The organism is Streptomyces sp. NPDC048415, assembly GCF_040651675.1.
Classification (GTDB): domain Bacteria; phylum Actinomycetota; class Actinomycetes; order Streptomycetales; family Streptomycetaceae; genus Streptomyces.
On sequence record NZ_JBEZKJ010000047.1, the window covers coordinates 37728 to 56783 of the forward strand.

Sequence of the window (19056 nt, forward strand, 5' to 3'; positions counted from 1 at the left end):
GCGCGGGGCCGGGCCGGGTCAGGAGTGCTGGGGCCCCTCTGGGGGTGGTGTCAGGCCCCCTCTTCGGAGGTGTCGAGGAGCCCCATCAGCGCCCGCGCGGCCGGACTGGTGGCGTCCGGCGGCGGGAGCATGGCGACGGTCTCGTACGACGCCTCGCAGGCGCCCTTGAAAGGGAGCGCGGCGAGGTCGCCGGCCTCGCGCTTGAGGCCGAAGTGCCGGGGTACGACGGCGATGCCGAGGCCTTCGTGGACGAGTTCCAGGAGGCTGTGTACGTCGTTGACCTCCAGGGTCACCGTCCGGTGCACGCCCGCCGCGGCGAAGGCCGCGTCCGTGGTGCGGCGCGGTCCCCAGTCGGGGTGGAAGTCGACGAAGGCCTCGCCGCCCAGTTCCTCGGGGGTGAGAACAGCGGCGGTAGCGAGGTGGTGCGCCGGGTGGCAGAGCACGGTCATCGGCTCGCTGGTCAGCGGGACCGAGCGCAGCTGGTCGGTGTCCGCCCGCGTCCGGACGGCGAAGGCCAGGTCGAGACGGCCCGCGCCGACCTCCTCGGCCAGCGCTTCGGAACCCGCCTGTCGCAGCCGGATCTCCACGTCGGGGTGGCGCCGCCGGAAAGCGGCGAGGAGCTGGGCCACCCGCACTCCCGCGATGCACTGTTCGGTGCCGAGGGAGAGCGTGCCGCGCAGCACGCCCTGCACGGCGGCCACGGCGTCGTGGGCCGAACGGACCTGGGCCAGGATCCGCTCCGCCTCCCCCAGCAGGGCGCGGCCGGCCTCCGTGAGCGTCACCCGCCGGGTGGTACGGACGAACAGCGGTGCCTGGAGTTCCCGCTCCAGGGCGCGGATCGATGAGGACAGCCCCGACTGCGAAACCATCAGCCGCTCCGCCGCCCGGGTGAAGTGCTGGTCCTCGGCGACCGCGACGAAATGCTGAAGATGGCGCAGTTCCATGAGGGGCAAGCGTAATCGCTCATTGAGAAGCCGAATCGCTCAATCCCATCCGATTCTCCCGTTGGACCGCTGCCCCGCACACCCGCGAGAGTGGAGACCTGTTTTCCCGGCCTTTCAGGAGTACGCCTTGTACACCGCACACACCGACCGTTACGCGGACATGCCCTATCGGCGCACCGGACGCAGCGGCCTGAAGCTCCCGGCGCTGTCGCTCGGCCTGTGGCACAACTTCGGCCCCGACCGGCCGGTGGAGACCCAGCGCGCGATCCTGCGCCGCGCGTTCGACCTCGGCGTCACCCACTTCGACCTCGCGAACAACTACGGTCCGCCGCCCGGCGCCGCCGAGTCCGCCCTCGGTGACGCCCTGAGGGCCGACTTCGCGCCGTACCGCGACGAGCTGGTCATCTCCACCAAGGCCGGATATCTCATGTGGCCCGGCCCGTACGGCGAGTGGGGCTCGCGCAAGTACCTGCTGTCCTCGCTCGACCAGAGCCTGCACCGCATGGGCCTGGACCACGTGGACATCTTCTACTCGCACCGCCCCGACCCGGAGACTCCCCTGGAGGAGACGATGGGCGCCCTGCACTCGGCGGTCCAGCAGGGCAAGGCGCTGTACGTCGGCGTCTCCAACTACTCCCCGGAGCAGACCCGCGAAGCCGCCCGCATCCTGGGGGAGCTGGGCACCCCGCTGCTCATCCACCAGCCCCGCTACTCGATGCTCGACCGCCGCCCCGAGGAGGGCCTCCTCGACACCCTGGACGAACTCCAGGTCGGGTCCATCGCCTACTCGCCGCTCGAGCAGGGCCTGCTCACCAGCCGATACCTGGACGGCATCCCGGAGGGTTCGCGCGCCGCGAGCGACAGCCCGTTCCTGAGCGCGGACACGGTCACCGAGGATCTCGTGCGGCAGCTGCGGGCCCTCGACGAGATCGCCAAGTCGCGTGGTCAGTCGCTGGCGCAGACGGCGCTGGCCTGGGTGCTGCGCGGTGGCCGGGTGACCTCCGCGCTGATCGGCGCGAGCAGCCCGCGGCAGCTGGAGGACAGCGTCGCGGCCATCGGTAACCTCGAGTTCGATCCGGACGAGCTCGCCCGGATCGACGCGATCGTCAAGCCGTAGGCCCCTGAGGTGCTCCCAGAGGCGGGCAGCCGCCTCTGGGGCGCGTGACCGCCATCGCGCCACGGCGCTACCCGTCGAGGCGCTCCACCAGGCGGACGGTCACGGTGTCCCCCTCCTCCTTCCCGATCGCCTTGCGCACGTCGGCCTTGACCGGCAACTTGTGCGTGCCGTCACCGAGGGCCATGAACGAACTGCGGAAAGGCCGGCCGTCGATCGTGCCGCCGACCTTGACCAGTCCGCGCGTTCCGAAGAACGCGACGGACTCTGGCCACACGACATAGGTCCAGCCGCCCTTCTCGGGGCTCTTGCGCAAGACCGCGGTGAATTCCGCGTTCACTTTGCTCACTGTGCTCATTCCGCTCTCCCTGTCCCGTGGTCTTCCTGCTCAAGAGACCGTCCGGGGCGGGAAAACTCATCCCTGTGCCGGTACGCGGTCCAAGAACCCGTACACACTCCGGATACGGTCCTCGTTGTCCAGGGTGATCACGTCGAATCCGGCGACCGGCGCCGAACCGTCCGCCTCGGCCACCAGCTCCCAGCCGAAGCGCGCGGTGTCGTGGTGCCCGTCCACGGCGCCCAGGAGCCGGAACGCGAACCCGGGGAACTGCTCGTGCGCCGCCGCGATCACGGCCGCGATCTGCTCGTGGCCGTGGACATCGGCCAGCGGGTCGGTGTAGCTGCCGTCGGCGGTCCAGGCGGCGGCGACCGCCTTCGCCAGGGCCTCCTGCCCGCCCGCGTTCCAGGCCTCGAAGTAACGGGCGACGGCGGTCTCGTAACGGTTGCTCGCGGACATGGTGAATCAGCCTCCATCGAGGTCGTACCTGCTGGTCAGGGGCCGGTTCCTGATCTGTCGTGCCCGTCGGGATCCGGTACGACCACCCTGCCGGGCAGCTCCCGGGGCGTCGATTACCTCGCGGGTAATGCGCTGAGAACGGCCTCAGCCCAGGGTCTCGGCGCAAGCCTGTGGTGTTTCAGCCAAACCCGGCGGTGAATATGCCAAGAAGACTGGCTGGAATGGCATGGTGACAGAGTGTCAGGAGTGGCGATACTCAATCCTTAGGGCACTTCAGCCACGCCCGGACAGCACCATCGTGCACAGCGAATGAGCCGCAGGGAAAGCGAGGCCGGACCGGCAGCGAGCGACGCCAGTGGGGGAGCGATCGTGCACGACGAATTCCTGTGCCATGTCACCGCCTACGGAATATGCGGTGGTCAGCGCGTCGGTGTACCCCTGGGTACCTATCGCGCGCCGACCCTGGCGCTGGCCCTGTGGTGGATGCGGGACCGGGCCGCGTGGATGGCGGAACGGCTCGATCCGCAGCCCGAGGACCCCACCTTCCCGCCGAACTCCATCGCCCCGGTGGCCGACACCGTCCCGGACGTGCCGACCATGCTGCGGGCCTGGTGCGGCGACACGCTTCAACAGGAACTGGTCGCCGAGGAACTGGCCGCGGGGAAACTCGTCCGCGTCGCCACCAGCGACGACACCACCGAATACGAACTGCTCGCCGAGTCCGTGGACGCCCTGCGGATGCACCGGACCGCAGCCGCGCTCGGCATCTCCGCCGCCTGACCGCCCGCGCGCTCCGGCCCGGGTGCACTGGGCGCATATCTGGACGAATAGCTAGAATTCTGGCATGGCAGAGCGGCCGGTCGCGCCGACCGCGCCCGAACTCGTCCTCGAGACCGAGACGGGTTCCACGGTGATGAGTCCGGGCCACGACTATCGCGTCGGGCGCGACCCCTCGAGCGACGTCGTCCTCGACGACGTCCGCGTCTCGTGGCACCACGCGGTGCTGCGGCCCGACGCCGACCACTGGACCCTCGAGGACGAGAACAGCACGAACGGCACATACGCCGACGGCCGACGCGTCCACGAGTGGGGCGTGGGCCCGGGCAGCGTCATCCGCTTCGGCAGCCCCGCAGACGGCCCGCGCGCCGTCCTCGTCGGCCACACGCCACCGGCCCAGGAGCGCCCCTCGGCCGTCTCCATGCCGGCCGCCACCGGCACCTTCCGCCGGCCGACCACCGTACGGCCCCTGCCGGCCCGCACCGTCCGCATCGGCCGCGGCGGCGACAACGACCTGGTCATCGACGATCTGGTGGCCTCCCGTCGGCACGCCGAGCTGCGCGCACTGCCGGACGGGACGTACGTGATCGTCGACCTCGGCAGCCACAACGGCACCTTCCTCAACGGACAGCCCGTGGAGCGTGCCCTGATCACGCCCGGTGACATCGTCGGTATCGGTCACTCCGCCTTCTGCCTCGTCGGCGACCAGTTGCAGGAGTACGTCGACACGGGCGAGGTCTCCCTGGACGTCCAGGACCTGACCGTCGAAGTCGACCACGGCCGCAAAAAGCTCCTGGACGAGGTGTCCTTTCCCGTCGGCGAGAAATGCCTGCTGGCCGTCGTGGGCCCGAGCGGCGCCGGAAAGTCCACGCTGCTCAACGCCCTCACCGGGCAGCGCCCCGCCGACCACGGCACGGTGCTCTACGACGGCCGCGACCTGTACCGCGACTACGCCGAGCTGCGCCAGCGCATCGGTCTCGTCCCGCAGGACGACATCCTGCACGCGCAGCTGACCGTGCGCCGCGCCCTCACCTACGCCGCCGAGCTGCGCTTCCCGCAGGACACCGGGAAGGCGGAGCGCCGCGCGCGGGTCGACGAGGTGATCGGTGAACTGGGCCTCACGCAACGCGCCGACCAGCCCATCCACAGCCTGTCGGGCGGCCAGCGCAAACGGGTCAGCGTCGCCCTGGAACTGCTGACGAAGCCGTCGCTGCTGTTCCTCGACGAGCCGACCTCCGGCCTGGACCCCGGCATGGACCGCTCGGTGATGCACATGCTGCGCGGCCTGGCCGACGACGGCCGAACCGTCATCGTGGTCACCCACAGCGTGCTCAGCCTCGACGTCTGCGACCGGCTCCTGGTGCTCGCCCCCGGCGGCAAGGTCGCCTACTACGGCCTGCCCGACGACACCCTCGCATTCTTCGGCTACCGGCATTGGCCCGAGGCGTTCGAGGCCTTCGACCGAGATGAGGGCCGGGACTGGGCGGCGGAGTACCGGGACTCGCCCTTCCACCGTGAGTACATCGACAACTCCAGCTCACAGCCGCGGCTGTCCCGGGACGCCGCCGGCGCGCTGGTGGGACCGCCGCCCGAGGCCCGGAGCTGGGGCGCCCAGCTCGGCACGCTGGTCCGCCGCTACGCGGCCGTGCTCAGCGCCGACCGGACCTTCCTCGCCGTCATGATCGCGCTGCCGTTCGTGATGGGCGCGATGGCCCGGGCGCTGGCCGGCAGCAGGCTGAGCCAGGAGACGGCGATGAACGCGCTGCTCATCCTCTGTGTCGGCGCGGTACTGACCGGCGCCGCCAATGCCGTGCGCGAACTGGTCAAGGAGCGGGTGATCTATCAGCGGGAACGCGCGGTGGGCCTGTCCAGATCGGCGTACCTGATGTCCAAGGTCGTCGTCCTCGGCACTGTCACCGTGCTCCAGGCCGTCGTGCTCACCCTGGTCGCCCTGCTAGGTGTCGACCTCAACGCACCCCGCGGCAAAGGGGTGCTCATGCCGCCGCTCGTGGAGCTCACGGTGGCGGTGGCTCTGCTCGCCTTCACCGCGATGATGCTCGGCCTCCTCGTCTCCGCGCTGGTGCGCAAGGAGGAGGTCACCATGCCGCTCCTCGTGCTGCTCGCCATCGTCCAAGTGGTCTTCTGCGGGGCACTGTTGAACGTGAACGGGGTGCCGGGCATCGAGCAGCTGTCCTGGCTGGTGCCCTCGCGCTGGGCGCTGGGCGCGATGGCCGGGACGATCGGCCTGGCCAGGATCGTCCCCGGCGACCTGACCGCCGACCCGCTGCTCAGGCACTCGGCCGGCATCTGGCTGCTCAACATGGCGATGCTGGTCGTCCTCTCCGCCGTCTTCGGATACGCGGTGGGCCGTCTGCTGCGGCGGCACGAACCCGCGGTCATGCGGAAGTAGGCGCCGATGACGACCCCCGACTTCCGCCCCACGCACGTCGTTCCGCAGGACGGCCTGGCCGCCTGGGAGACGCCGGACCCGTCCCGGCCCACGGTGCCCCTCGACGCGCTGCTGCCGGTTCAGCTGGTCGACCGGCTCGGGGACTGGGGCCGCGTCGTCTGCGCCAACGGCTGGTCGGCCTGGGTCGACGGCCGTCTGCTGGTCGCCGTACCGCAGTCACCGCCCGCCGCGAGCAGCCCGCTCGCCCGCACGGCGGACCCGCGCCCGTTGCTCACCCGCGTCGAGGAGGCGCTCACCCGCTACCGGGGCGCTGCCGAGGAACTCGCCGCCGGGCAGCTCGACGCGGAGTCCTTCCGGAGGCGTACACAAGGACAGCGGATCGGGGTGGTCGTCGACGGCGAGTCCCTGTGGCTGTACGACGGTGAACACGAGCGATGGGTGTACTGCGACGGGACACGGCTGAGCACCTTCGCGGCCGAGCGGGGCCCCGCGCCCGGCCCGCCGGAGCATACCGGGGAGGCGCAGGCGGCATGGGGGGAAACCAGGGTCGTACCGGAACCGGCTCCGGAGGGCCACGAGCCCACCCGCCTCGTGCCGTACGAGGGCGAGGGCCGGGGAGACGCCTGACCCGCGGTGCGCGGTCCGACCGGGGAGACGCCTGATGGCGGACGCGCGCTGGGACTCGGGTGACGGCAGCACCCCTGCGGCGGTGCCTGGGGGGAGGTGCTGATGGGTAGCCCGTGGCGGTGCCGGGGGGAGGGCTGAGGGCAACCCGTGTTGTCACCGTGGCACCCGCCTGGCCCCCCCCGTCTGCTGCTGCCGCCGCTGCGCTCGCGCGTCCCCTGCTGCTGCCGCAGCCGCTGGCACTGGGCTGCCGCAGCCGCAGTCGCCGAGGGGCGACCGGCCGGTGTTCCGCGGCCGCCGGACCGTTCGGCATGAGTTGGGCGGTGTGGTTCGGACGGGTCAGTCGGACGTGGCGCCGTGCCGGTCCGGGGAGTCGCCGACCTCGCCCCGCCGGTGCACCCCTTTGGCCAGCAGACTGCCCAGGAACCCGGTGACGAGACCCCACAGCACGGCCAATCCGAGCGCGGTCCACACCTCCGGCTTCAGGAAGAGTTCCCCCTTCAGGCCGCCGCCGAGGTCGCCGATGCCGAGGATCGACAGACCGTAGTGTGCCGAGATCCGGCCGAGGAGACAGATCATGAGCACGGTGAGCGCGAGCGCGACCGCCATGTGCACGGCGTGCTGCCAGGCCCGCATCCGAGCCGGTGAACGGGCCGCCATCACGAACGCGACCGCGAGCAGCAGTACGGCGTCGACGACCACCAGCCACCACCACCTGCCGTCGTGGTCGGCGAGGCTGCGCAGATTGAGCGCGGAGACGTCCCGGGTGCGCAGCACCTCGTCGAGCACATGCGGCATCGGCAGTCCGAAGGGCCCGCCCACGCGCCCGTTCCAGGTGGCGCCCAGCCCGATGGTGAGGGTCAGCCAGGCCACGTTGGGCAGCCCGAGCAGGATCACGGCGAACGTCGCGGGCACGTGTCCCCGGGTCGCCGCCGCCACCAGCGCGACGACCACGCCCAGGGCCACGTACACCAGCAGCAGCACGACCATCGCGTACGCGGCCGGACGCACCGACTCCTGGAAGCGCACCAGCCGGGCGGGAAGCGGCGCCCGGCGCGAGACCAGCAGGGCGACGACGAAGACGCCCGCCAGCCACAGCACCCCGAAGCCCAGCGTCCGCGCCACGTCGGTCTTGAAGCCCACCTTGGGCGTGGCGCCGAACAGGTTGCCGATGTCGCCGATGGTGCCGTTGCCCAGATCGACGGTGAAGTTCTGGCGGGCCAGGAGCGCGAGCCCGACCAGGCCCAGCACCCACAGGACGGCCATCCGGGCCGCCCACCCAGCCAGTTCGGGAGCCCCGGCGACGGCCCGGTGACGCAGAGGCCGCAGGAAACCGGCCGCGAGCACCAGCACTCCGGTCAGCGTCACGGACAGCGGAATCACCGTCAGGCCCGCTTTGGTGCCGGCGATGGCTCCGGCGTCCCCCGCGAGTTCGACGGTGCCGCCGACGGCCGTGACGACCGTGGCCGCGACGACCCGCGGGAACGCGTTGTCGGGGAGGTCGGCGGCGCCGGCCGCCCACAGCCCGAGCGCGGCGACCACACCCATGGCGATCAGCCCGGCCAGCACGGCCACGACGGCCTGAAGCCAGCCGTGGCGGGCGGCCGTCCGCTCACCGTGGCGGCCCACTGCCTGGTCGGACGGTGTCTGGGCGCTCACGCTGCCACGCTAAGCAGCGCCGACGCCGTCCGCCCCTCGTGAGGGCCGACCGGCGTCAGCTTGCGGGCGGTGAGGGATCGGAGCACACAATGGATCTGTTGTGGAAGAAAGCTGCATGAATCATATGAAATGCCGCAGCCCCTTCACTGGGAAGAAGAGCTCGTGAGCGTCGAACCTCCGTCCTCCGACCGCCCCACCGGACCGCCTTCGGGTCCGCTGACGGGTCCGACGCAGCCGAGCACGTCCGATCCGACTCCGACTCAGCCGGGCGGTCGGCCGCCGTTGGGGCCGCGGAGCGGTGGCTCGGGCGCGGGCGACGGCGGAGGGTCCGGTGGAGCGGGCGGCAGGGGCGGGCCGTCCGAACCCGGTGGGCCGCTCGGCCCGGGCGAGTCAGGCCAGGGCAAGGGGCCCGACCGGCCCTGGTGGAAGTCGGCGCCCCGCATCGCGCTCATCACCGGCGTCCTGGTGGCCGCGGTAGTTCTGGGCCTCGTCTTCACCCGGTCCAACCACACGACCACGACCGGCAGCGAGGTCTTCCTCCAGGCCGCAGGCAAGTCGGGACCCGACCCGTTCACCGAGTCGACCGCGACGGACAGCTCGACCGCGCCCCAAACCCCCGCGGCGTCGACCGCTTCGGCACCCGCCAGCGTCACGCGGGGCGTGGACGGTTCGGCGCCCGGCCTCTACGGCGGCACGCGCAACGTCTCCCCCTGCGACGTGGAGAAGCAGATCGGCGCGCTGCGCGCGGACCCGGCGAAGAACAGGGCGTTCGCCTCGACGGAGGGCATACAGGCGTCCGAGGTGCCCGCGTACCTGCGCTCGCTCACCCCCGTGCAGCTGCGCATGGACACCCGCGTCACCAACCACGGCTACCGCGCCGGCGCCGTGACGAGCTATCAGGCGGTGCTGCAGACGGGCACCGCCGTCCTCGTCGACGGCCACGGCGTGCCCCGGGTGCGCTGCGGCTGCGGCAACCCGCTGCTGGCGCCGGTCGCGCAGCACAGCACACCGAAGCCGACGGGCGACTCATGGCCGTCGTACCGGACGCAGAACGTCGTGGTCGTCGCGCCCTCGACGACGATCATCAACGTGTTCGTCATCTTCGACCCCGACCACGACGAGTGGATCGCGCGGCACAAGGGCGACACTGGCCATCACGATCAGAAGACGCACCCCCCGGCGAACCCCTCCCCGTCGGTGAGCGTCTCCTCCCGGACTCCGAGCTCGGCGTCGCCGAAGTCCCCATCGCCGAAGTCCCCATCGCCGAAGTCGCCGTCGCCCAAGTCGTCGACGCCGTCGGCCAGCTCGTCGTCGCCCTCGCCGTCCTCGTCCTCACCGTCCTCGCCGGAATCGAAGTCTCCGTCCACCGAGCCCCCGTCGACGACCCCGACCACCCCGACGACCTCGACGACCTCGACGTCCGGCTCGGCGTCCTCGAGTCTGACCACCGAGCCGTCGTCGGCGTCCTCCCCCGCCCTCACCTCCTCGCTCTCCAGCGCCCCGGGGCCGTCCACGATCTCCCCGGGGCTGTGAGGGAAAACCGGTGGCGGATCTCGTGGCGGCGATCGATGCTCGTGTGTATGGCTGACAGCGTCCGACCGCAGTCCGGTGACCGTCCTGGGATCGAGCGGAGTTTCGGTTGGTGGGACATGTTCGTGCACCCGAAGGAGGATCCGCGGAGCGACGGCGGGTTCGTGGGGGAGCGGGAGACGCTCGTCGGGTATCTGCGGGACCAGCGGCTGACGTTGGTGATGAAGTGCGCCGGGCTCGACGCCGACGCCATGGCCCGGCGTTCGATCGAGCCGTCGAACCTGTCGTTGCTCGGGTTGGTGCGGCATCTGGCCGGAGTCGAACAGACGTGGTTCCGGCGGGTGATGGCCGGACAGGACGTGCCACGCCACTACCGCTCCGACGACGATCCCAACGGGGATTTCCACGGTGCGGTGCCCGATCCCGAAGCCGTCGCCGAGGCCTGGGACACCTGGCGCTCCGAAGTCGCCTTCGCCGAACGGTTCGTGGCCGAGGCCCCCGACCTGGCCGCCACCGGCAGCAACGGCGACGAGCCCATCGCCCTGCGCGAAGTGCTGGTGCACATGATCGAGGAGTACGCCCGCCACAACGGCCACGCGGACTTCCTGCGCGAGGGAATCGACGGCCGGGTCGGCCAGTAGCGGGCCGACCGTCGAGTCGGCCAGTAGCGGATCGACTGCCGAGTTGGCCAGTAACGGAGCGACTGCCGAGTCGGTCGGCGGGGACGGCGTCAGCGGGGGCTTCACCCAGAGCGGAACGCCAATCCCTTCCCGTGCCGCCCAGCGCTTCTAGGCTGAAGGGGTGAGCAACCACGCGCCGAACGAAGCCCGCGTCATCCCGCTGCGCCCCGCCGCCGCGCCTGGTCCCGCCCCGGCCGGCGCTCCCGGACTCGCGCCACAGCGGCCCCGCCCGGTCCTCGCGCCCCGCCAGGTACCCCCGGCCCCGGCGAAGGAGCCGCTGTGGCGCGACCTCGTCGGCGACGTCCTGCGGCGCGAGCGCCTCGCCCAGGAGCGCACCCTCAAGGACGTGGCCGACGAGGCCCGGATCTCCATGCCGTACCTCTCCGAGCTGGAGCGCGGCCGCAAAGAGGCTTCCTCCGAGGTGCTCGCCGCCGCCGCTCGCGCCCTGGGCCTCGGCCTCACCGACCTGCTGTCGCTGGCCCAGGATGAACTCACCCGGCTCGCCCAGGTGAGGCCGGCCCGCACCCGCTCCACCTCGTCCTCGCGCTACGACGGCATGTGCCTCGCAGCCTGATGCCGGCCCGGCGGTGACCGAGGTGTCAGAGCACCGCGAGCCGCCGGCTCAGCACCTCGTCCGCGAGCCCGTACGCCACCGCCTCCCGCGCGGTGAAGACCTTGTCCCGGTCCATGTCCGCGCGCAGCGTCGCGATGTCGTGGTGGGTGTGCCGGGAGAGCACCTCCTCGACCTGGGAGCGGATGCGGAGCATCTCCTTGGCCTGCAGGGTGAGGTCCGAGACCGTGCCCTGCCGCCCTGCGCTGGCCGGCTGACCGAGCAGCACGCGCGCGTGCTCCAGTACGAACCGTCGCCCGGGATCGCCCCCGGCCAGCAGCACCGCCGCCGTCGAGGCCGCCTGTCCGACGCAGAACGTGGAGATCGGCGCCTGCACGAACGTCATCGTGTCGTAGATCGCCATGAGCGAAGTGAACGAGCCGCCGGGCGAGTTGATGTAGATCGCGATCTCGTTCTCCGGGCTCGACGACTCCAGATGGAGGAGTTGCGCGATGACGACGTTCGCGACTCCGTCGTCGATCTCCGTGCCGAGAAAGATGATCCGCTCGGACAGCAGCCGGCTGAAGACGTCGTAGGACCGCTCGCCCTGCGGGGTCCGCTCGACGACGTTCGGAATCGTGTACGTACCCATGTCAGAGCCCCATCCGTCGTCGTGACGCGGCCGGGCGGACGTCGTCGAGCGACTCGACGACCCGGTCCACCATGCCGTAGTCCTTGGCTTGTTCGGCCGTGAACCAGCGGTCGCGGTCGCCGTCCCGGGAGATCGTCTCCTCGCTCTGGCCGGTGTGTTCCGCGGTGATCCGCTCGATGGCGTTCTTCGTGAACTCCAGGTTCTGCGCCTGGATCTCGATATCGGCGGTGGTGCCGCTGATGCCGGCGGACGGCTGGTGCATCATGATCCGCGCGTTCGGCAACGCGAAACGCTTCCCGCGCGTTCCCACACTGAGCAGGAACTGCCCCATGCTCGCCGCGAAGCCCATCGCGAGGGTGGAGACGTCGTTGGGGATCAGCCGCATCGTGTCGTAGATCGCGAGCCCCGCCGTCACCGATCCGCCCGGACTGTTGATGTACAGGCTGATGTCGGTCCGCGCGTCCTCCGCGGACAGCAGAAGCAGTTGGGCGCAGACCCGGTTCGCGGAGACCTCGTCGACCTGTGTGCCGAGAAAGACGATCCGCTGGGCGAGCAGCTGCGCGGCCAGATGGTCGTCGAAGCGGGTCGCTCGGGTGTCGCCCTCTTCGGCCCGCGGCGCGCGGGCCGGGTCCCATCCGGTGATGAGTGGAGTCATGGGTCCTCCTTGTCGTTGCGCGGCTGCGGTCGCCGCGTTCTCCACTGTGGCTCCGGACGCGCCGGGGGAGCAGCTTTCTCTGCCCGCGGCAGATTCGCCGCGGGCAGAGCCGATCACGGCACGACGAACCCAGGGATCTGTTTGCATGTGGAGATGAGCATCTTCGTACGCGCGCGGTTCGACGCCCACGACCGAAGGCAGGCGGAGTTCGAGGAGTTGGCGCTCGCCCTGCGGAAGCAGACGGAGGACGAGTCCGGGACTCTCACCTACCGACTGTTCTCCGCCGGTGGCGGCAGCTATCTGGTGCTGGAGGAGTACGTCGACTCCGCGGCCGTCGCGGTCCACCAGGAGCGCGCGGCAGACCTGCTGGCGCGCGTCGGGCAATGCGCGGACATGGTCTCCGTCGAGATCTACGGCCCCATCGGGCCCGACATCCGTGCATGGGCGAGCGCTCGCCCCCAGGTGTCCCTGTACCCCGACTTCCCCGATGACGGCGCCCAGAACTGAGGAGCCCCTCGGACTCGGCCTCACCCGGCCGCCTCGGTCTCACCCGGCCTCGCGAAGCTCCCGGAAGAAGGCCCGTACATCGGCGGTCAGTAGATCCGGCTGCTCCATCGCGGCGAAATGGCCGCCCCGGTCGAATTCGGTCCACCGGACGATGTTGTTGGTGCGCTCGGCCATGTGCCGCAGCGGCAGGAAGTTCTCCCGGGGGAAGACGGCGAGAGCGGTCGGGGCGGTCGACGGTTCGGGCGGCGCGCCCCAGTAGTGCGCGTGGGCCCGCTCGTAGTAGATGCGGCCGGACGAACCGGCCGTGCCGGTCAGCCAGTACAGCATCACATTGGTCAGCAGCAGATCCCGGTCGACAGCGTCCTCGGGGCGGTCCTTGGAGTCCGTCCATTGCTTGAACTTCTCGGCGATCCAGGCGAGTTGGCCGACCGGCGAGTCCGTGAGCGCGTACGCGAGAGTCTGCGGCCGCGTGGACTGGACATCGGCGTACCCCTGCTCGTCGCGGCTCCAGTCCCGGCCCCGCCGCCAGGACGCCACCGTGCGCTCGCGCTCCTCCGGACTCAACTCGGCCAGTTCCTCGGCCGTCGGCTCGGCGGCCGCGGAGGAACCGGGCAAGAGATTCAGGTGTACGCCGATGACGCGCTCGGGATGGGCCCGGCCCAGTTCCCGGGAGATGGCCCCGCCCCAGTCCCCGCCCTGCGCGCCGTATCGGCGATAGCCGAGGCGCTCCATGAGCTCGGCAAACGCGGCGGCCACCCGGGTGAATTCCCATCCGGTCTCCCGCGTCGGCCCGGAGAGCCCGAATCCGGGAATGCTCGGCACGACGAGGTGAAACGCGTCGGCCGGATCGCCGCCGTGCGCACGAGGGTCGGTCAACGGCCCGACGACATCGCTGAATTCGACGATCGACCCCGGCCAGCCGTGCGTGATGATCAGCGGAGTCGCATCGGGTTCCGGGGACCGGATGTGCGCGAAGTGAACGCGCGCGCCGTCGATCTCGGTCGTGAACTGCGGCCATGCGTTGAGCCGCGCCTCGGCGGCCCGCCAGTCGTAGACGTGCCGCCAGTACCGTACGAGCTCCCGCAGATAGTCCCGCGGAACGCCGTACGACCACCCCACGCCGGGCAGCTCGTCCGGCCACCGGGTGCGGTCGAGCCGCTGGTGCAGATCGTCGAGGTCGCTCTGCGGGAAGTCGAGACGGAAAGGGTGAACGCGCGAGGTGTCTGACGATGTCATGTCCGCGGATGCTAACTCCGAGCGGAGGGTGACGCCGGTCATTTTCGGGGCGGCGTACGACCGTGCCCTTCAGACCTTCCCGCCGAAGAAGACCTGCACTTCCCGGATGAGTCCGTCCCGTACGGTGATCGCCTCGATGTTGCGGTGTCTGCCGCCCGTCGTGAGCTCGTACTCGTAGTAGACGAAGACGAGCTCCTCGTCCGCGGGAGTAACGCGCAGCAGCCGTTGCTCCTTGAACCGGTCGGCGGTGGGGAAACAGCGTTCGAAGAACGTGGCCTTGTCGATGTGATCGTCCTGCGGACTGGTGAACGAGAAATCGTCCGCGTAGAGAGCGAGGGCCGCGTCGCGGTTCTGCGACCCGTAGTACTCGAACGCCGCCTCGACGACGCCGGTCGGGCTGTTGATCATTCGATCTCCTGGTGATCGTGGAGAAGCGGCATAGTGTGGACGCATGGGTGGCGGTGTGCTGACGCTGTTCCTGTGCGGCGATGTGATGCTCGGGCGGGGCGTCGATCAGATTCTCGCGCACCCCGGCGATCCGGCACTGCGGGAGAGCTACGCCGGGGACGCCGGGGCCTACGTGCGGGCGGCGGAGTCGGCGAGCGGGGCGATCCCCGCGCCGGTTCCTCCCTCTTGGCCGTGGGGTGACGCGTTGCGCACGCTGGAGGAGTCCTCGCCGGATGTCCGGATCGTGAACCTGGAGACGGCCGTCACGCGCAGCGACGACTTCGCACCGGGGAAAGGGATCCACTACCGGATGCACCCGGCCAACGTCCCGGCCCTGGCGGTGGCCCGGCCCGATGTGTGCGTCCTGGCGAACAACCACGTCCTGGACTTCGGCCGTCCCGGCCTTGAGGAGACGCTCGACTCGCTGGCCCGTGCGGGCCTGGCCGCGGCGGGTGCGGGACGGAATGCCGACGAGGCGCACGCGCCGGCGGTGGTCACCGTCGGCCGACGGGCCGGACGTGTGCTGGTGTTCGCCATCGGCATGTCGTCCAGCGGTATTCCACCGAGCTGGGCGGCGATCGACGACCAGGCCGGTGTCGCCTACGTCGCTGATCCGTCGCCCGCCGAGGCCGCCGCGGTCTCCCAGCGCGTACGGCGGGTGAAGCGACCGGGCGACATCGCGGTCGTCTCCGTGCACTGGGGCTCCAACTGGGGATACCGCATCCCTCGGGACCAGATCCGCTTCGCACACGCGCTGGTCGACGGCGGAGTCGACGTCGTACACGGGCACTCTTCCCACCATGCCCGCCCCCTTGAGGTGTACCGCGACAGGCTGGTCCTGTATGGCTGCGGCGACTTCATCGACGACTACGAGGGCATCAGCGGCTACGAGGAGTACCGCGACGACCTTCGGTTCGCCTACCTCGTCTCGCTTGAGGCGGACACCGGGAGGCTGGCCGACCTGCGCATGGTGCCGCTGAGGGCCCGGCGGATGCGGCTGGAGCCGGCGACGGACGAGGAACGGACATGGCTGCGCGCGACCCTCGATCGGATCAGCGTCGGTGTCCACATCACCCTGGATCCCGACGGCGCGCTCAGGCTGCTCCGTCCGGCGGCCGCCCACGGGACCGGGAGTGGCCGATGAAACCGACGGCTGCGGCTGACCCCGCTCGGGGTGGGAGCCATGAACTCGCCGCGGTTCGCCCTCGCCCTGTGGCGGTGCACCCGGCGCCGGATGGCCTTCGACGGCGGGTCCGGGCCCGCCACCGCCCGGGGTGTACGCCCCCATCGGCAGACCCACCCTGCGAGCGATCGACGCCGGGCGAGGCCCCCGGGCGGTGAATGGGGCATCGAGGGCCGACCGCACCTCCTCGTTGGGGGAGCCCCGGCCGGAGTGTCGTCGACCTCGGCCGGGGTACCCGTTGGAGTTGACCGACGGCATCCTGCGGATCCTGCCGGCGAAGTCCGTCCCTCCAAGCGGCGCCGCGTCGCCATAGGAGGGAAGGAACAGGGCGTGTGCGGCGGGGAGCGGCGTACGGAGCAGACCACAGGTGGGTGACGCCTCAGGACGGAGGGCGGGCCGGTGATCTCCGAGATGGTTCTGGTACCGGCCGGGAGCGAAGAGCTCGCGGGTGACCTCGTCGTGCCGTCAGCGGCGCGGGCGGTGGTGCTGTTCGCGCACGGCAGCGGCAGCTCCCGGCACAGTCCGCGCAACCGGATGGTCGCCGCCGAGCTGCGCACGGCCGGGCTCGGCACTTTGCTGATGGATTTGCTCAGTGAACGGGAGGACCGCCAGGACGCGCGCACGGCCGAGCACCGGTTCGACATCCCGTTGCTGGGGCGCCGTCTGGTGGCCGCGATCGACTGGCTGGAGGTACAGCCGGACATTCGCGGGCTTTCGGTCGCCCTGTTCGGTGCCAGCACCGGAGCGGCGGCGGCGCTGGTGGCCGCCGCGGAGCGGCCGGAGCGGGTGCTGACCGTCGTGTCGCGGGGTGGACGCCCGGATCTGGCGGGCAGGGCCCTGGAGCGTGTTCGAGCGCCTGTACTGCTGATCGTCGGCGGCGAGGACCAAGAGGTGCTTCGACTGAATCAGTGGGCGGCCGGGCAGCTGAACGCGCCCAACTTCCTCCACGTGGTGCCGGGCGCCACCCACTTGTTCGAGGAGCCGGGCGCCCTGGAGCAGGTCGCCGACACGGTCAAGGCGTGGTGCGACGACCGGCTGACGTCTGCGCGGGATGCCGCAACGGAGCGATGACCGGTGGCCGATCGCGTGGCATAGCGCCGGTCGGTGCGGATAACAGGCCGCTGCCCGCGATCATGGACGCCTGGACCGGCTGATCCCACCGCATGCCGGGCCCCCGGTCAGCACATACGATGCCGTGCCCATGGTGCCTGGAATCAACACAAGATGTTCGAACTCCCTTACATCCGCGGGCAGTTCGGGATGCCCGGGCGGGAAGGCCTGGGTGGCGTGGCGCCCTTGCGAGGGCATCGCGGTGCGCCCGCTGTCGTTGCGTGCTCTGTCCGAGGAGACCCCCGGAGGGTCACACGTCGACGGTCGCCCTGCACGACCATCCGTAGGGGTCGGGCCCTACGTGCAGCTCGTTCCACGAGACGGCCTTCGGAACGGCGCCGATGATCTCCACATCCGCCAGGCCGACGACCGCAAGCCGTACGTCGAGACCGCCGTCGGCTGTGTCCGCCTCCACATCCACGGGCACCTGGCCGTCCCTCTCAAGGCGGAAGACGACCTCCTCCAGCAAGCTGGCCAGCAGATCGTCGTCGCTGCCCTCGGGCACGCGCATCCGCTGGACGGAGGTCGGCCGCACCGCCGACACGTCCGCGAAGCTCCCCACCAACGCGAGCACAGCTTCCACCAGGCAGCATTCCCGGCTCGTACCCCACGCCTCGATCCGCACGGCGGCAGTGTGCGGCACCAGCCGGTGCCCGCTTTCGCCCTGCCGCCGCTCCGACCTCTCGTCGTCTGTGTCGCCGACCATGCCGATCGTCTGCCCTGTCGTTCCGTGCGCACACCGATCGTGGGATGGCGCACGGCTGCTCTGTCTCTGTCCACGTCTCTGTCCACGCTATCGCGACGCGTCCGGGGGTACTCGGCGATCACGACGCATCATGCGCGCCCCTCTTCAAGCAGTCCGGGATGGGAAGGAAGCGAGGGTCATGCGTTTCGACAACCGTCGGCAGGCGGGACAGGAACTCGCTGTCCGACTCCTCGAATGGGCCGGCGACAGGGACCTCACCGACACCCTCGTGCTCGCCCTCCCGCGAGGCGGGGTGCCGGTCGCGGCCGAGATCGCCCGAGCCCTGCACGTCCCGCTGGATGTCCTGGTGGCCCGCAAGATCGGCCTGCCCGACAACCCGGAGCTCGGGATCGGGGCGATCGTCGGTGAGGACCCGCCCGCGTTCGACCGTACGGCCTTGGAAGCACTGCATGTGTCCGAGGACAAGCTCGGGGCCGTCGTCGCCCGGGAGCGGCTTGAACTCCATCGGCGTGAGCAGATCTATCGAAGCGGGCGCCCCGCACCCCGCGTGAACGGCCGCAGTGTCGTACTCGTCGACGACGGGCTGGCCACGGGAAACACCGCGCGCGCCGCCCTGCGACACCTGCGCCGCCAGGATCCGGCACGACTGGTCCTGGCGGTCCCCGTCGGAGCCCCCAGAACCGCCGACGCACTGCGCGTCGAGGCCGACGACGTCATCTGCCTCCACCAGCCTCGGAACCTGGTCTCGGTGGGGCAGTGGTACGACGACTTCGGGCAGGTGTCGGACGATGAGGTGCTCGAGGTGTTGCGCGGGGTCCAGTCCGCGATCTGAAGGTGCCCCCTCGGGCGGTGCCCCGGGGTGTGCTACGCCAGGTGAATCCCGGCGCGCGTCACCGATGAGTTCTCGGACGACGATCAGTCGACATGAGTGACGACGTTTCCCGCCCGAGGAGGTACGCATGCCCGCTGACGGATTCACCACGTGTCTGTGGTTCGACGGCCAGGCCGAAGAGGCCGCGCACTACTACGTCTCGATCTTCAAGAACTCCAGTCTCGGCAGGATCGGCCGCTACACCGAGGCCGGGCCCGGCCCCGCCGGATCCGTGCTGGCCGCGGAGTTCGTGGCCAACGGACAGAAGTTCGTCGCGCTGAACGGAGGCCCGCAGTTCACGTTCGACGAGGCCATCTCGTTCCAGATCCACTGCGACGACCAGGCAGAGGTCGACCACTACTGGAACAAGTTCATCGAGGACGGCGGCGAGGCGGGCCCCTGCGGCTGGCTCAAGGACAAGTACGGCCTGTCGTGGCAGGTCGTCCCGAGCAGGCTGATCGACCTGATCAGCGACCCTGACCCGCAGAAGGCGGCCCGTACCACGCAGGCGATGCTGCAGATGTCCAAGCTGGACCTCGCCGCCCTGGAGAAGGCGTACGAGGGCGAGTAGCGGACCGGCGCGGCGGCCGGCCCGCTCCTGCATC

At 70.7% G+C, this 19056-nt stretch carries 22 protein-coding genes; 12 read left to right on the forward strand and 10 right to left on the reverse strand.

What is annotated here, in order from left to right; all coding sequences use genetic code 11:
• Positions 1-50: 50 nt before the first annotated feature.
• Positions 51-944, reverse strand: coding sequence for a LysR family transcriptional regulator (locus tag AB0D27_RS27105; RefSeq protein ID WP_362513815.1), 894 nt, complete (start codon positions 942-944; stop codon positions 51-53).
• Between the two features lie 127 nt (positions 945-1071).
• On the opposite strand from AB0D27_RS27105, the gene mgrA reads away from it, so the two are divergent.
• Positions 1072-2061, forward strand: coding sequence for an L-glyceraldehyde 3-phosphate reductase (gene mgrA, locus AB0D27_RS27110; RefSeq protein WP_362513818.1), 990 nt, complete (start codon positions 1072-1074; stop codon positions 2059-2061).
• Positions 2062-2128: 67 nt separating this feature from the next.
• Here mgrA and AB0D27_RS27115 read toward each other — a convergent pair whose 3' ends face one another.
• A complete protein-coding gene (locus AB0D27_RS27115; RefSeq protein WP_362513821.1) occupies positions 2129-2416 on the reverse strand; it encodes a DUF1905 domain-containing protein in 288 nt (95 codons plus the stop codon).
• Between the two features lie 57 nt (positions 2417-2473).
• The gene (locus AB0D27_RS27120) at positions 2474-2854 is read right to left on the reverse strand and encodes a nuclear transport factor 2 family protein (protein WP_362513824.1); all 381 of its coding nucleotides are present in this window, start codon (positions 2852-2854) and stop codon (positions 2474-2476) included.
• Positions 2855-3223: 369 nt separating this feature from the next.
• On the opposite strand from AB0D27_RS27120, the gene AB0D27_RS27125 reads away from it, so the two are divergent.
• The 3 genes from AB0D27_RS27125 to AB0D27_RS27135 all read left to right on the forward strand — a co-directional run bounded on the left by AB0D27_RS27125 (position 3224) and on the right by AB0D27_RS27135 (position 6668).
• The gene (locus AB0D27_RS27125) at positions 3224-3634 is read left to right on the forward strand and encodes a hypothetical protein (RefSeq protein ID WP_362513890.1); all 411 of its coding nucleotides are present in this window, start codon (positions 3224-3226) and stop codon (positions 3632-3634) included.
• Positions 3635-3698: 64 nt separating this feature from the next.
• Positions 3699-6041 (forward strand): FHA domain-containing protein, encoded by a 2343-nt coding sequence (locus AB0D27_RS27130; RefSeq protein WP_362513827.1) that lies wholly within the window; start codon positions 3699-3701, stop codon positions 6039-6041.
• A gap of 6 nt (positions 6042-6047) precedes the next feature.
• Positions 6048-6668, forward strand: coding sequence for a hypothetical protein (locus AB0D27_RS27135; RefSeq protein ID WP_362513830.1), 621 nt, complete (start codon positions 6048-6050; stop codon positions 6666-6668).
• Positions 6669-7004: 336 nt separating this feature from the next.
• Here the strand turns inward: AB0D27_RS27135 and AB0D27_RS27140 are convergent, their stop codons facing one another.
• The gene (locus AB0D27_RS27140; RefSeq protein ID WP_362513833.1) at positions 7005-8324 is read right to left on the reverse strand and encodes a streptophobe family protein; all 1320 of its coding nucleotides are present in this window, start codon (positions 8322-8324) and stop codon (positions 7005-7007) included.
• Positions 8325-8486: 162 nt separating this feature from the next.
• On the opposite strand from AB0D27_RS27140, the gene AB0D27_RS27145 reads away from it, so the two are divergent.
• The 3 genes from AB0D27_RS27145 (at position 8487) to AB0D27_RS27155 (ending at position 11108) form a co-directional block, all read left to right on the forward strand.
• Entirely contained in the window at positions 8487-9857 is a 1371-nt protein-coding gene (locus AB0D27_RS27145) for a DUF6777 domain-containing protein (RefSeq protein WP_362513836.1), read from the forward strand.
• 116 nt (positions 9858-9973) lie between these two features.
• Positions 9974-10495 (forward strand): DinB family protein, encoded by a 522-nt coding sequence (locus AB0D27_RS27150; protein WP_362513891.1) that lies wholly within the window; start codon positions 9974-9976, stop codon positions 10493-10495.
• A 160-nt stretch (positions 10496-10655) separates the two neighbouring features.
• Positions 10656-11108 (forward strand): helix-turn-helix transcriptional regulator, encoded by a 453-nt coding sequence (locus tag AB0D27_RS27155; RefSeq protein WP_362513838.1) that lies wholly within the window; start codon positions 10656-10658, stop codon positions 11106-11108.
• A 25-nt stretch (positions 11109-11133) separates the two neighbouring features.
• On the opposite strand, the gene AB0D27_RS27160 is transcribed toward AB0D27_RS27155, so the two are convergent.
• On the reverse strand, positions 11134-11736 hold the full coding sequence (locus tag AB0D27_RS27160) for an ATP-dependent Clp protease proteolytic subunit (protein WP_362513841.1): 603 nt from the start codon (positions 11734-11736) through the stop codon (positions 11134-11136).
• A gap of 1 nt (position 11737) precedes the next feature.
• Complete coding sequence (locus tag AB0D27_RS27165; RefSeq protein WP_362513843.1) at positions 11738-12391, reverse strand: ATP-dependent Clp protease proteolytic subunit; 654 nt, start codon at positions 12389-12391, stop codon at positions 11738-11740.
• 153 nt (positions 12392-12544) lie between these two features.
• On the opposite strand from AB0D27_RS27165, the gene AB0D27_RS27170 reads away from it, so the two are divergent.
• Positions 12545-12898, forward strand: a complete 354-nt coding sequence (locus AB0D27_RS27170) for an antibiotic biosynthesis monooxygenase (protein ID WP_362513846.1) — start codon at positions 12545-12547, stop codon at positions 12896-12898.
• A 39-nt stretch (positions 12899-12937) separates the two neighbouring features.
• On the opposite strand, the gene AB0D27_RS27175 is transcribed toward AB0D27_RS27170, so the two are convergent.
• Together AB0D27_RS27175 and AB0D27_RS27180 are read right to left on the reverse strand one after the other, a co-directional pair.
• On the reverse strand, positions 12938-14134 hold the full coding sequence (locus AB0D27_RS27175) for an epoxide hydrolase family protein (RefSeq protein ID WP_362513849.1): 1197 nt from the start codon (positions 14132-14134) through the stop codon (positions 12938-12940).
• A gap of 69 nt (positions 14135-14203) precedes the next feature.
• Positions 14204-14542, reverse strand: coding sequence for a nuclear transport factor 2 family protein (locus AB0D27_RS27180; protein WP_362513852.1), 339 nt, complete (start codon positions 14540-14542; stop codon positions 14204-14206).
• A 43-nt stretch (positions 14543-14585) separates the two neighbouring features.
• Between AB0D27_RS27180 and AB0D27_RS27185 the strand changes: the two genes are divergently transcribed.
• Together AB0D27_RS27185 and AB0D27_RS27190 are read left to right on the forward strand one after the other, a co-directional pair.
• The gene (locus AB0D27_RS27185) at positions 14586-15725 is read left to right on the forward strand and encodes a CapA family protein (RefSeq protein ID WP_362513855.1); all 1140 of its coding nucleotides are present in this window, start codon (positions 14586-14588) and stop codon (positions 15723-15725) included.
• A gap of 438 nt (positions 15726-16163) precedes the next feature.
• Positions 16164-16835 (forward strand): alpha/beta family hydrolase, encoded by a 672-nt coding sequence (locus AB0D27_RS27190; RefSeq protein ID WP_362513858.1) that lies wholly within the window; start codon positions 16164-16166, stop codon positions 16833-16835.
• Between the two features lie 60 nt (positions 16836-16895).
• Here the strand turns inward: AB0D27_RS27190 and AB0D27_RS27195 are convergent, their stop codons facing one another.
• The gene (locus AB0D27_RS27195; RefSeq protein ID WP_362513861.1) at positions 16896-17072 is read right to left on the reverse strand and encodes an RtcB family protein; all 177 of its coding nucleotides are present in this window, start codon (positions 17070-17072) and stop codon (positions 16896-16898) included.
• Between the two features lie 52 nt (positions 17073-17124).
• Positions 17125-17580, reverse strand: coding sequence for an archease (locus AB0D27_RS27200; RefSeq protein ID WP_362513863.1), 456 nt, complete (start codon positions 17578-17580; stop codon positions 17125-17127).
• 178 nt (positions 17581-17758) lie between these two features.
• Between AB0D27_RS27200 and AB0D27_RS27205 the strand changes: the two genes are divergently transcribed.
• Both AB0D27_RS27205 and AB0D27_RS27210 read left to right on the forward strand, forming a co-directional pair.
• Positions 17759-18412, forward strand: a complete 654-nt coding sequence (locus AB0D27_RS27205; protein ID WP_362513866.1) for a phosphoribosyltransferase family protein — start codon at positions 17759-17761, stop codon at positions 18410-18412.
• 127 nt (positions 18413-18539) lie between these two features.
• Positions 18540-19022 (forward strand): VOC family protein, encoded by a 483-nt coding sequence (locus AB0D27_RS27210; protein ID WP_362513868.1) that lies wholly within the window; start codon positions 18540-18542, stop codon positions 19020-19022.
• Positions 19023-19056 lie beyond the last annotated feature (34 nt).